Source organism: Fusobacterium sp. DD2 (genome assembly GCF_018205345.1).
In the GTDB taxonomy this organism is placed as follows: Bacteria; Fusobacteriota; Fusobacteriia; order Fusobacteriales; family Fusobacteriaceae; genus Fusobacterium_A.
In genome coordinates this window covers 19,573-32,253 of sequence record NZ_JADRHM010000024.1, presented here as the reverse complement: position 1 = coordinate 32,253, position 12,681 = coordinate 19,573, and the positions used below count along the sequence as shown (strand labels likewise).

The following is a 12,681-nucleotide window of genomic DNA, read 5'->3' as shown; positions in this document are numbered from 1 at the left end:
ATTTTGCAAGTTGGTAAATTGCTTCTACATATATCTTTAATAGAGTGTCTATCTTATCAATTTCAAGATATTCATTTTTTTGGTGCATGTTATCTTCTTGAGATGCTAGAAGAGCTCCAAAAGCAACTCCGTTAGTTACTTGTCTTGCATATGTTCCTCCACCTATAGCTACTGGTTGGCTATTAACGTCTCCAGTAACGTTACGGTATACATCCATTAGAGTAGATACAAGGAAGCTGTCTTTTGCTACATATAGAGCCTTAGAACTGCTTAAAACTTCCATATGAGCATCCTCTTTAATAGTTTCCTTAATAGTATCTATAACTTTATCGTTAGAGATTGATACTGGGCATCTCATATCAATTGATAATTCTGCTTTTCCATTTTCAATAGAAACTTTTCCTACGTTAAGAGTTAGATTTCCACTGTCTTCATCATGGAAGTTAATTCCTAATGATTTACCATCTGTTTCCATTCCAATAAATTTAGAATAGAATCCTAAAAAATCTTTAAGATCTGCGTTTTTAACTTCTACACTGTTTAAGAAAGTGAATAATGCAGATGCTGAGTTATATCCTTTATATGGTCTTGAACCGTGTGCAGCTTTTCCTAAAGATAAGAAATTGTATTTTCCATCTTTTAATTCACACTCTATTTTGTACTCATGATCAGCATTATATTTTTTTAGTGCTTCTTCAACATTTCCTAATTCATCTTTAGAAATAGTCATATGAGTTTTTTGTGGAACAGAGTTAAATGCATTTCCACCTTTAACAACTATATCTCCCATATTGTTGTAATTTTTAGTAAGTGATATACGGATTATTCCTTTTTCAGCAAATGTTACTGGGAATGATGAATCTGGTGTAAAAGCAAGTGTAGGTTGTGGTCTTTTAATAGTGTTAAAGTAGTATTTCATACATTTACTTCCACTTTCCTCATTTGCACCTAATATCATTCTTACTTTTCTGTTTAATTTGATTCCTGAATCTAATAGTGTTTTCATAGCATAAAGGCATATAACAGCTGGTCCTTTATCATCTAAAGTTCCTCTTCCAAAGATTTTTCCATCAGCAATTGTACCACTGTATGGAGGGTATAACCAATCTTCACCTTCAGGAACTACGTCAACGTGCCCAAGTATACCTAATACTTCTTCACCTTCACCAAATTCTATTTCAGCAGCATAGTTATCATAGTTGACAACTTTAAATCCTAATTTTTTTCCTAATTCTACAAAGTAGTTAAGAGCTTTAGCAGGCCCTTCACCAAATGGCATTCCAGGTTTTGCTTCTTCCATTACACTTGGAATTTGAATAGCTCCTTGTATTTCTCTAACTACGTCATCTTTGTAGCCTAAAACTTTTTCTTGTAAGTTCATAAAAACCTCCCTATTTTATTTTTAATCAGAATACTTCTGTTCCAATATCTGATTGAAGCTCCCTGTATTTTTGATATAGGAAACGTACATATTCATATTCAAAAGGAGAACCTGTACCATAATATTTGAAAGGTACATGGTCTCTTTTATTGACACCTTGTAATAAAGCAACTTCTGGTTCATTCATATCTGGAAGATATGATTCATTATAGAAGTTTCTGTTAATAAGAGTATCCACACCTGTACCTATAGCATCACGAAAATTGCTAGGACCAAGTATTGGAAGAATGAGATATGGGCCTTTTTTTACACCATAGTGAGCTAATGTAAGACCAAAATCTTCATATGGTTTTGGCATACCAAATTCAGAAGCTGCATCTATAGTTCCTCCAAATCCGAAGGCGATATTCATTGTAAAAAGACCAATAGTTCTCATTGTTTTTTTTATTTTCAACTGAAGGAGTGAATTTCCTGCAGTTGAGATATTTTTTGTATTGTTAAAAAAGTTGTTTACTCCTTTTCTTACAAAGACTGGAGTTACAGCTTTATAAAATCTTGTTGTTGGTAGAAAAATATACTTATCAAATTTATAGTTAAAATAGTATATTTTTTTATTAAATGTTTCAAATGGATCATATACGTTAAAATATTCCATTCCTTTATCAATTTTAGCTTGTTGTTCCTCTGTATATTCATTTGCATATAGAGAAAAAGATAAAACAACCAAAAATAAGAAAATATATTTTTTAATTTTCATTTGTCAGCTCCCCTTCTTTTAAAAAATGAAGCATTGTCTTCACGTTAGGAGTATAGAACATATTACCACAGTGTCCACCATAAGGATAGATAATTATTCTATTTTTGAAAGTATCTTTAAGATAATCTAAATCTTCTTCATCAAGAATCAGTTCATCCTGGTTAGTAACAACTGCAATCTTAGAAGAAGTTTTTAAATAATCATCAATATATTGCAGTCTTGCTTTTTCAAGCAATTGATCCATAGTTAAATCCCCATTTGATTTTTCTTTGAAGTATGGAAATGCAATTTTATTTACATAATCATCAAATGAAGCAAAATTTACTTTCTCAAATCTATCAAACATTGTACAATTTTTTGTATTACATTGATATAGCCTTCTGTTGCTAAGCCTGTCAGTTATATAGTTTAAATCAATTGAAGATACTCTAAAAGCTCCACCAATAAGTTCCTGCATCTCTTTATTTGTCATGTTGCTTTTAGAGAAAATTTTAAATATTGTTTCAACATCTAAAACTGTATGCTCAGGAACTGATCCCTTAACAACTTTATTAATAATATGCTGTATAATATCAGCAATTCTTTGAGCTCTTTCCTCAGGAGGAAAATCAAGATAATTATCAAGCTTTAAAGCAGATTTATAAGCATTAACTGCTGGGTTTATCATAAAAACTCTTTTGAAATTAAATGCTTTCTCCTCTTCATCAATATATGATACCATAGCTGCTTCTGTAGCTCCTAAACTGTATCCCATAACGTAGAAATCACTGACTTTAATTTTATTATGAACCTTTTTATAAGTAGCTTTCATAATATTATAAATATCCTGAGAATCGTTAAAAATAATACCAGGCATTCTGCTTGAACTTCCATTGATTATGAAGTTACTATTCATTGGTGAAGAGATAGATATAACACTATATCCAGCATCATATAATATTCTTTGAAAAAGTTCATTTCTTAAGGAATTATGTGATGCTCCAGTTCCAGCTAAAAGGAAAACTAAAGGAGCTTTCTCTTTTTGTGGCACAAGGGAAAAGTTAAAACCTTCGTTGTACCAGAATTCTTTAGGAACATTTTTACACCATGGAAGTTTTATAGTGTATTCCTTTACAGGAATGTTTTTACTTACTCCATCAATCATAAGTGCGCTACTACCAAAAATCGTCGCAACATTTGGATTTTTATAAGGAAAATCATACTCTGAAAAAGATACTATACTTAAAAGCAAAAAAAATACCACACTAAGTAATTTTTTCATAAATTTCCTCCAATAATAAGTTATACTATATATTTTACTTGAAACTACTGGTTTTTTCAAGAGACAATAGTGATTTGAAGTATTTATTTTATTAATATATAAAAAAGGGAGCTCCAGGCTCCCTTTAAAGGTTTTATAACTATTTGTTAACTTTTTCAGATAAAGCTTTTCCAGGTTTAAATTTAACAACTTTTTTAGCTTCAACTTTCATTTCTTTTCCAGTTTGTGGGTTTCTGCAAGTTCTTGCTGCTCTTTCAGCGACTTCGAATTTTCCAAATCCTAAGAAAGAAACTTCATCTCCATTTTCTAGTGCATCTTCTATAACTGCAAGAAAAGCCATAGCTTTCTTTTCAGCTTCGATTTTAGTAGCAAATTCCCCTTTAGCATAATATAAATCTACAAATTCTTTTTTTGTCATTTAATAATACCCTCCTTGAAGTGTTTGTAAACCTTGATTTAAGATTTACACTATTCTTTATACCACAAGATTACTGAATTTACAACAGTTTTTAAAAATATTTGTAGCTAGAATAGTGATATCTGGTTAGTTTCACTCAAAGAGTCTATTGCATTGAGAGCCTTTAGCTTTTCTACAATGGTTTGAGATACCTTTGTACGACGTTTTAAATCTTCATAAGATATAAATCTTCCAATCTCTCTCTCAGCAACTATATTATCAATTACAGCTCCTCCTAAACCTGCTATTGCAATTAAAGGAACTCTGATTTTACCATCTTCAATAGTAAATTTTGTACCATTAGATTTATATACATCAATAGGAAGAAACTCCACTCCTCTTGCATACATCTCAATTATTATTTCACATATTGCAACTTCTGCTTTTTTCTTAACATCAAGCTTAGGTTCTTTGCTTAATAGATCCAGATGGTTTTTAGCACTTTCTGGTGTTCCCATTATCTCATAATCAAAGTCTTCAGCTTTTCTTGATAGATAAGCTGCGTAAAAAGCAACTGGATAGTGAACTTTAAAATAAGCAATTCTCATTGCCATCATAACATATGCAACTGCGTGTCCCTTAGGGAACATATACTTAATTTTTCCACACGATTCAATATACCATTCAGCGATATTATTTTCTTTTAAGATATCAACAAATTTTGCCCATCCATCAGGATCTTTACTTGCTTTACCTTTTCTGACAAACTCCATTATTTTAAATGATGTAAGTTTTTCTACTCCTTGTCCAATAAGGTAGTTCATAATGTCGTCCCGTACTGATATAACTTGTGAAAGTGTTGCTTTCTTTTGTCTTATGAATTCCTGAGCATTATTAAGCCAAACGTCTGTACCATGAGAAAGTCCAGAAATTCTTACAAGTTCAGCAAAAGTGGTTGGTTTTGTATCTACAAGCATCTGTCTAACAAAAGGGGTACCAAATTCTGGAACTCCAAATGTTCCAACAACAGAACCATTAATCTGTTCTGGAGTTATTCCAAGAGATTCTGTGCTGGAAAATATTTTTAATGTATCAGGATCTGATAAAGGAATAGTATAAATATCAAGTCCTGTATATTCCTGAAGCATTTTTATAGTAGTTGGGTCGTCATGCCCTAGTATATCAAGTTTTACAAGTTGTTCGTCCATAACGTGATAGTCAAAGTGAGTAGTGATAGAATCATTTTTCTCATCATTTGCCGGCTTTTGTACAGGACAAAATTCATATATGCTGTGATCACTAGGAACAACAACCATTCCACCTGGGTGCTGACCAGTTGTCTTTTTAGCACCTTCACATTTTTTAGCAAGACGTATTATTTCAGCTTTTGTAGCATTCATTTCATGTTCTTCTATAAACTTTTTAACATAACCTTCAGCATTTTTTTCAGCCAGTGTAGATATTGTACCAGCTTTAAATACGTTTTCTTTACCGAAAAGCTGTTCAGTGTATCTATGTATTTCAGACTGATACTCTCCAGAGAAGTTAAGGTCAATATCTGGGACCTTATCTCCGTTAAATCCCATGAATACTTCAAATGGGATAGAGTATCCATCTCTTTTATAAGTTTTACCACATTTAGGACAGATTTTTTCAGGTAAGTCAATACCGATTCCTTCTTCATCTATAAATTCAGCATTTTTACAATCTGGATTTGTACAGATATAGTGAGGGCAAAGGGCATTAACCTCTGTTATTCCCATCATAAATGCAACAAGAGAGGAACCAACAGATCCTCTGGAACCAACTAGATATCCATTATCTAGAGATTTTTTAACAAGTTTTTGTGCAGAAAGATATAAAACAGAGAATCCATTTCCTATAATAGAGTTAAGCTCTCTTTCAAGTCTTTTTTCAACTATTTCTGGCAATGGATTACCATATATCTCATAAGCTCTTTTGTATGTCATCTCTTTAACAATTGTTTCAGCATTATCAATTTTAGGTGGAAAAAATCCATCAGGAACTGGTTTGACACTTTCAATTTCATCTGCGATTTTATTTGTATTTGTAACAACAATCTCTTTTGCTACATCTTCTCCTAAATAGCTGAACTCTTTTAACATCTCATCTGTAGTTCTGAAGTAGAATTTATTATCAACCATATATTGATTAGGTCTAAATACAGTTCCACTACCATATAATAATATACTTCTTATCTTAGCATCCTCTTCATCCAGATAATGCACATTAGAACTAGCTGTAACAGTTATCCCTTTTGATTTTGCAAGATTATAGAAATACTTATTCATCTTTTCTATTGCATCATAACTTGAAATAGTTCCTGTATTATCACTTTCAAGAAGCTCTGAATAAGCTCCTTTAGGAAGAAGTTCAACATAGTCATAAAAATCTATATGTTTTTCTATGTTATCATAGTCATATCTCATATAATAGTCAGCTAATTCACCATCATTTAGAAAATGTACAGTAAGAGAGCTTCCCACAATAAGCCCTTCTCTATATTTTTCTAAAAGTGATTTCATAACTCTTGGCTTCTTATTACCGTAGTTATTAACATGAGCATCTGAAATAAGTCTATAGATATTTTTAAGCCCTGTAAGGTTCTTTACAAGAACCATTATATTTCTTGTATCCTGTTTTTTTGTATTAATTGGGAAAGCACCAGTAATATCTTTTAAATTAGTTATTCCTTTTTCTACATAACGGTCAAGGAATATAATAAACATATTTGCAGTGGCCTGTGAGTCATCTACAGCTCTATGGTGGCTTTCAAGAGAGAGTCCAAGGACTTTATTCAAATTTTTCAATCCGAAGCTTTTTAAATCAGGATAAAGATCTCTTGCCATTTGTAATGTATCTATTACAGTTGGCTCATAGTTATAACCAAGATATCTTTTTACATCTCTTCTTATAAACCCCATGTCAAATGCAGCATTGTGAGCTACCATAGTAGCATCTCCTACGAATTCCATAAATTTAGGAAGTACCTCTTCAATAGATGGCTGATTATCAACCATATCCTGAGTTATGTTGGTAAGTTCCTGAATCTTTTTAGGAATAGGTTTTTTAGGATTTACAAGTTGTGAGAATCGATCCACAATACTGTCCCCATGAAGTTTTACAGCACCAATTTCAATTATTTCATGTTCATGAGAGTTAAGCCCCATAGTTTCCAAGTCAAATACTATAAAATCTTCATCTTTAATATCTTTATCTTTTGGATTTCTTACCATTTGGGCATTATCATCTACCATATACATTTCGCACCCAAGTATAGCTTTAAAATCCTTTCCTTTTGCAGCTTTATATGCAAATGGGAAAGAGTGTGCAACAGAATAGTCAGTTATAGCCATAGCTTTATGTCCATAGGCAATAGCTCTTTTTACAAGGTCAGCTATATCAGTTACTCCGACCATTTCACTCATCTTACTGTGAGCATGTAATTCTATCATCTTTTCTTCTGCTGTATCTTTCTTTTCTTCTTTTTTAACATCCAGTTTATTAATTTGAGAAATCATTATAATCTCTTCGTTATCAGCAAATCTATCCAGCTGTTTTTTTCCAGAAATTTTAACGAAATCTCCTGTTTTAACATCCACTTCTTTACCTTTTTCTGCAAAATATTTTGCTGTGATAGAGGTGTGATTGTCAGTTATACGAAGAGTTACAATAACTCTTTCATTTTTTATATCTCTTGATTCAGTAGCAAAAATCTCACCTTCCACTATACAGTTATCATTATCATATAGTTTGAAGAATTCCTCTAATGAGATAGAAGTTCCTTTAATCTCTTTAGTAAGATTATTTGAACCTCCCCCTCTACTTCTATAGAATCCTCCTCCACCTTGAGCTCCAGGAGTATATGGTTCTGGAGCTTTAGGTTTTGAAGCATTTATTTTTGCCATTTCCTGATTTTCATTATCTATTTTTTCAGATAGAGTGATTATCTCCTGCTGTTTCTGTTTCTCAATAGCAGTAACCTCTTTTGAAAAATCACCTAGAATAAATTGAATTTTAAAATTATATATTCCATATTTTTCTAGGATAACCTCTAATTTTTCATCTATCTGAGATTGTTTTAATATATTTATTGCTGCCTGTTCAGCTAGAATAATATTAATGTGAGAATTAATATTTACTCTGTATAAATATAAAAAAGACCTTGAAATTGCATTTTTTGATTTAAGGTTTTCAATTGCTTTTTCAACAATTAGAGAGAGAGCCTCTTTAGTAATATTTTTTTCTTGAAAATTAACTTTAAAGTCTATTTCAAGTTCTTTACCAAAAGCTTTTTTTATGCAATCTGAAATAACATCTAATTCTTTAAGGTCATTAACTGTAGGAACCGAACATATAAACTGTATTTTTTTATTACGTTCAGAGAAAACAATTTCACTTACAGTGATGTTTCTAATTCCCATTTTTCTAAAGATACTATCTTCAGGTTTTATTCTGATTTTGTATTTTTGCATTTTTCCTCCCATTTTTTAAAGAGGTAAATATTATCTTTCTCCAAGTAATCTATCTAAGATTATAGCAACAGCAGCTCTTACAGAAAGATGGTTATATTGAGTATTTCCTCTAATTGGTTCAAGAATATAATCTGACATAGCCATTACTTCATCAGTTAATCCCCAACCTGTACCAAATAGTAGAAGATAAGGTCTATCATCTTCAAACATCATGTCAGATACTTTTTTATAACTTGCAGTATTAGGGAAAATTCTAGCAGAAGTAGTAATAATCATAGGTTTTTGTCCCTCTGTTTTTTCTATTTCAGCAAGAGTATCCTCAATGCTATCCATAACTTTTGTAATAGAGAAAGCATCTTCTCTATCTTTGTTGTATTGTCCTCCAGTTCCCTCTTGCCAGTAATTAACTATTCTGTCAGTAAGCATTTTTTGAGAGTCAATAGGAACAATTAATCTGTACCCTTTTACATTATAAGTTCTACAAGTTCTAGATATGTCATGAATATCAAAGTTTGTTACAGATGTACATACTACATCATGTCTTTTGTTATAAACAGGATAGTGAACTAATCCTAGGTATATTTTATTTCTCATTTTTATCTCCTAATTATTTATCAATTTTAACAAGTTTATTAGAATATTTTACTATGTCATCACAGTAAACTTTATAAGCATATTTTAGATATTCTCTATTTTTTTCACTTAGAGGTCTTACAACTTTTGCAGGTATTCCAGCAATCAAGTCTCCCTCTTTTGCTTGTAACTTAGGAGTAACTACTGCTCCTGCAGCAACAAGACAGTTTTTAGGGATAACGCTTCCGTTTAAAAGTGTGCTTCCCATTCCAATTACACATTCGTCTCCTATTGTACAACCGTGGATTATACAGTTATGTCCAATAGTTACTCTCTTTCCAATAGTCACAGGATATGGAGTATCTCCATGTAGTGTTACATTATCCTGGATGTTTGATTCATCTCCAACTGTTACTTTACTCATATCTGCTCTAATTACGGCACCGAACCATACAGATATGCTTTTTCCAAATTCTACATCACCAATAACAACTGCATTATCAGCGATATAGTTATTTTCTCCAATTTTAGGAACTAAATCTCCTAGTTTGTATATCATGTTGTTTACCTCCAATAATTTATAGAGTAGTTTAAGCTATTATTTTTTTGGGGAGTTTAATTCCTCTTTAATTTCTAATAATAGTTTCTTTTCTTCTTTTGTAAATTCTCTATTTTTTAATAAATCTGGTCTTCTTAAAAGAGTTCTTTTTAAACTCTCCTTAAGTTTCCATGTTTCTATATTTTTATGATGTCCAGAAATAAGTACTTCTGGAACTTTTAAACCATTATATTCAGCTGGACGTGTATAGGGTGGAAAGTCTAGAAGTCCACTGAAAAAAGAATCATTTTCATATGATTCTTTCTTTATAACTCCAGGGATAAGTCTTGCAATACAGTCAGCTATAATCATAGCTGGAAGTTCTCCACCAGTTAAAACAAAGTCTCCTATGGATATTTCCATATCAACTTTTTCTTCAACAACTCTCTCGTCAATTCCTTCATAGTGCCCAGCAATAATATTAATCTCCTCTTCGTGAGAAAGTTCAATAGCCAGGTTCTGATTGAAAGTTTGTCCCTGTGGAGTTGTATAAATAACTTTTCCTTTTACATTTTCCAAAGCTCTAAAAAGAGGTTCAGGTTTCATAACCATCCCTGCCCCTCCTCCAAATATCTTATCATCAGCTTGTTTATGTTTATCATAACAATAATCTCTTATATTAATAATATTGATTTCAAGAAGATTATTGCTTATAGCTCTTCCAATAATGCTTTCTTGTACAAAACCAGAAAACATTTCAGGAAACAGAGTGAAAATATTTATTTTCATTATTCTTCATCCATTCCATCATCTTGTTGATATTTTTTTCCTTTTGGCTCCATTAATCCTTCGATTAAATCTACATAGATAGTTTTCTTATCAAAATCTATTTTTTTAACAAATTCATCAATATTAGGTATCATTCCTTCAGCTTCAGGAGAATCCACAACTAATATATCGTGTGCAGCTGTATCAAAGAATTCCTTAACTTTACCAATGCTTTTATCTGTATTTATATCAACTACATTCATTCCAATAAGGTCAACTAGAAGATACTCATCTTCTCCAATACCTAATAATTCTCTTCTTACTACAACAAATCCATTTCTTAGATTTGCAGCTTCTGTTTTATTAGTAATCTCTTCAAATTCTACAATCCATTTGTTTCCAGCAAGTTGAGAGATGCTCTTTATTGTAAGTATTTTTTGATCTGTGTCACTTATTTTAATTATAACTTTTTCATTTAATAGAATATCAGGATTATCAATTTCAAAATTGATTTTAACTGCTCCCTTTAAGTGATGTGTTCCAGAAATTTTCCCAATTGTTAAAAGTTCCATTCAGCCTCCTAGTCTATAAATTCAACATTTACATTTAGTTTATCTTTTACTCCAGCAGCTTGCATAACTCCTCTTATTGCATTAGCTGTAAGTCCATTTTTCCCGATGATTTTTCCCATTTCACCTTTTGCTACGCTCACTTTAAAAATAATAGTATCATCAACTACATCATAAGTTATTCTAGTTTCAGAATGATTATCAATAAGCTCGTTAATGATATAATTAATAAGTTTTTCTAATTTTTCCATACAAATCCTCCTCAATTAATTGTGCTTATTTATGTATAAAGAACCTTTCCATGGTCCTTCTTCTGTAATTTTAGCTACAACACCATAGTTGTCGTTAAGATCATTTATAATATCTCTTACATAATCTTTAAAATCATTTGTTGATATTATATTTATAATACCCTTTTCAGAATTAACTGTTCTAACTACTCCAATTCCTTCATAAGCCTCAATGATTTTATTTATAAAGTCGATATCTTCTTTTCTGCTTTGTATTAAAAATTCATAGCTTGTAAGCATATTTCCTCCATTTTATGTTAAAATGAGGCTGAATGAACCAGCCTCTATTTCTTTTCAAATATTGATATTAGTCTTATAAAATCTTCTATTGTCAAGTTTTCAGCTCTTTCACTTTCAGAGATTCCAGCTTCACCTAAAATTTCACGAAGTTGATCTTTTGAATAACCAAGACTTGTAAAATTATTAAGAAGATTTTTTCTTTTACTAAAGAAAGCCGCTTTTACATATTTAAAAAAGATATTTTCATCTACCTGTTTTTGATATCTGTTATCTTTATAAAGTTTTATTGACATAAAAGCAGAATCAACTTTTGGTACAGGGGTAAATGCCTCTTTTGGAATAGTGAAAAGATATTCAGCACTTCCAAAATATTCAACTGCTAAAGTTAAGACACTTCTTTCTTTACCCTTTTTGGCACATATTCTTTCTGCCACTTCTTTTTGTACCATAATATATATTTCATCTATAACATCTTTGTTTTCAATTAGTTTATTGATAATAGGTGATGTTATATAATATGGTATATTTGCAACAACCTTAGTACCCTTATCAACATATGAAGCAATATCTGTTTCCAGAATGTCATTCATAACTAGAGTATATTTAGGATTGCTGTCAAATTTTTTACGCAATATTTTTTCTAAGTCAGTATCTATCTCAATGGCAACTACCCTTTTTGCTGTATCTAAAAGCAGTGCTGTAAGAGCTCCTTCACCTGGGCCTATTTCCAATACTGTGTCATTGGAAGTGACATTTGAAACTTCCATAATCTTTTGCAAAACTTCTTTTTGGTCAGTTAAGAAATTTTGTCCAAACTTTTTTTTATGTTTAAAGGACATATTCTCCTCCAATTATTTTTTTACTACTATACCAATATAAGGAAGATTTCTATGTAATTGATCATAGTCAAGACCATATCCAACGACAAATTCGTCAGGGATTTCAAATCCTACATAATCTCCTTTCATATCTACAGTTCTTCTACTAGGTTTGTCTAAAAGAGTACAAATCTTTAAGCTTTTAGTTCCTCTTTTTTCTAAAAGTTTTTTAACGTTACTTAAAGTAAGTCCAGTATCAATAATATCTTCAACGATTAAGACATCTTTTCCTTTTACATCTATGTCAGTATCTTTTGAAATATTGACAACTCCTGTACTAGTAGTTCCAGAATAACTAGAAACGCTCATGAAATCGATAACAAGAGGAAGATTAATTTCTTTTATAAGATCTGTCATAAAGACAATAGAACCTTTTAAAAGACCTAAAACCAGCAAATCTTTTCCTTCGTAATCTTTTTCAATCTGACTAGCTAACTCTTTTATTCTTTTTTCAACTGTCTCTCTTGTTAAAAGCGTTTTAATAGTATAATCCACTTTTTTATTCCTCCTTTTAAAATTAAACTAAAAAGTCA

The 12,681-nt window shown here is 31.1% G+C and carries 13 protein-coding genes; all 13 read right to left on the bottom strand.

Annotated features, from left to right (window positions below; genetic code table 11):
* The coding region (gene pepV, locus IX290_RS05360) for a dipeptidase PepV (protein WP_211492180.1) at positions 1–1,381 on the bottom strand (1,381 nt) is incomplete at its 3' end.
* Positions 1,382–1,406: 25 nt separating this feature from the next.
* Entirely contained in the window at positions 1,407–2,138 is a 732-nt protein-coding gene (locus tag IX290_RS05355) for a VacJ family lipoprotein (protein WP_211492179.1), read from the bottom strand.
* Positions 2,128–3,399: a serine/threonine protein kinase gene (locus IX290_RS05350; RefSeq protein ID WP_211492178.1), complete on the bottom strand. Its 1,272-nt coding sequence runs from the start codon at positions 3,397–3,399 to the stop codon at positions 2,128–2,130. Before IX290_RS05350 ends, IX290_RS05355 begins: the two co-directional genes overlap by 11 nt.
* A gap of 139 nt (positions 3,400–3,538) precedes the next feature.
* Positions 3,539–3,817: an HU family DNA-binding protein gene (locus tag IX290_RS05345; protein ID WP_211492177.1), complete on the bottom strand. Its 279-nt coding sequence runs from the start codon at positions 3,815–3,817 to the stop codon at positions 3,539–3,541.
* 107 nt (positions 3,818–3,924) lie between these two features.
* On the bottom strand, positions 3,925–8,292 hold the full coding sequence (locus tag IX290_RS05340) for a PolC-type DNA polymerase III (protein WP_211492176.1): 4,368 nt from the start codon (positions 8,290–8,292) through the stop codon (positions 3,925–3,927).
* 30 nt (positions 8,293–8,322) lie between these two features.
* Positions 8,323–8,886: an RNA methyltransferase gene (locus IX290_RS05335; protein WP_211492175.1), complete on the bottom strand. Its 564-nt coding sequence runs from the start codon at positions 8,884–8,886 to the stop codon at positions 8,323–8,325.
* A gap of 13 nt (positions 8,887–8,899) precedes the next feature.
* Positions 8,900–9,424 carry a gamma carbonic anhydrase family protein gene (locus IX290_RS05330; RefSeq protein WP_211492174.1) on the bottom strand — a complete coding sequence of 175 codons (525 nt, stop codon included), beginning with the start codon at positions 9,422–9,424 and terminating at the stop codon, positions 8,900–8,902.
* A 39-nt stretch (positions 9,425–9,463) separates the two neighbouring features.
* Positions 9,464–10,192 (bottom strand): tRNA (guanosine(37)-N1)-methyltransferase TrmD, encoded by a 729-nt coding sequence (gene trmD / locus IX290_RS05325; RefSeq protein ID WP_211492173.1) that lies wholly within the window; start codon positions 10,190–10,192, stop codon positions 9,464–9,466.
* On the bottom strand, positions 10,192–10,743 hold the full coding sequence (gene rimM / locus IX290_RS05320) for a ribosome maturation factor RimM (protein WP_211492172.1): 552 nt from the start codon (positions 10,741–10,743) through the stop codon (positions 10,192–10,194). Before rimM ends, trmD begins: the two co-directional genes overlap by 1 nt.
* Before the next feature lie 8 nt (positions 10,744–10,751).
* Positions 10,752–10,991: a KH domain-containing protein gene (locus IX290_RS05315; protein WP_211492171.1), complete on the bottom strand. Its 240-nt coding sequence runs from the start codon at positions 10,989–10,991 to the stop codon at positions 10,752–10,754.
* A 15-nt stretch (positions 10,992–11,006) separates the two neighbouring features.
* Positions 11,007–11,270, bottom strand: a complete 264-nt coding sequence (locus IX290_RS05310) for a DUF4911 domain-containing protein (protein WP_211492170.1) — start codon at positions 11,268–11,270, stop codon at positions 11,007–11,009.
* 44 nt (positions 11,271–11,314) lie between these two features.
* The gene (rsmA, locus tag IX290_RS05305; protein ID WP_211492169.1) at positions 11,315–12,109 is read right to left on the bottom strand and encodes a 16S rRNA (adenine(1518)-N(6)/adenine(1519)-N(6))-dimethyltransferase RsmA; all 795 of its coding nucleotides are present in this window, start codon (positions 12,107–12,109) and stop codon (positions 11,315–11,317) included.
* A 12-nt stretch (positions 12,110–12,121) separates the two neighbouring features.
* Positions 12,122–12,643 (bottom strand): hypoxanthine phosphoribosyltransferase, encoded by a 522-nt coding sequence (gene hpt, locus IX290_RS05300; RefSeq protein ID WP_211492168.1) that lies wholly within the window; start codon positions 12,641–12,643, stop codon positions 12,122–12,124.
* Between the last annotated feature and the right edge of the window lie 38 nt (positions 12,644–12,681).